The 469-nt window shown below is 60.3% G+C and carries 1 pseudogene; it reads left to right on the top strand.

Going from position 1 to position 469, the window contains the following annotated elements:
• Positions 1 to 469 (top strand): annotated as a pseudogene (locus tag DCK90_RS16870) (GMC family oxidoreductase); the annotation flags it as partial.

Here is a 469-nt window from a genome sequence, read left to right as displayed (position 1 = left end):
ATCCTACATCAACAAAGAAGACAGAAAAGAATACAAGCTCAAGGGCAAGGTGGTGGTCCTAGGGGCCTCGGCCTGTAGTTCCGCTAGGATCTTGTTGAACTCCAAGAGCGAGCAGCACCCCAACGGACTGGGCAACAGCAGCGATGTGGTGGGCAAGTACCTCCACGACTCGACGGGGGCAGACAGGGCGGGGTTCATCCCGGACCTGATGAACCGTAAGGTCTCCTACAACGAGGACGGCGTGGGGGGCATGCACGTGTATTCCCCATGGTGGGGGGACAACAGCAAGCTGGACTTCCCTCGGGGCTACCATATCGAGGTATGGGGCGGCATGGGGATGCCGAGCTACGGCTTCGGCTTCAACGTGAACGAGTTCAACCAGTTCTTCGGGACGAAGGTGGGCGGCTACGGGGACGTGCTGCGCAGCGACGCCAAGAAGTACTACGGGGCGGTCGTGGGCATGGCCGGA

Source organism: Muricauda brasiliensis, assembly GCF_003057865.1.
Taxonomy (GTDB): Bacteria; Bacteroidota; Bacteroidia; order Flavobacteriales; family Flavobacteriaceae; genus Flagellimonas; species Flagellimonas chongwuensis.
This window is presented reverse-complemented; position numbering and strand designations above follow the sequence as displayed.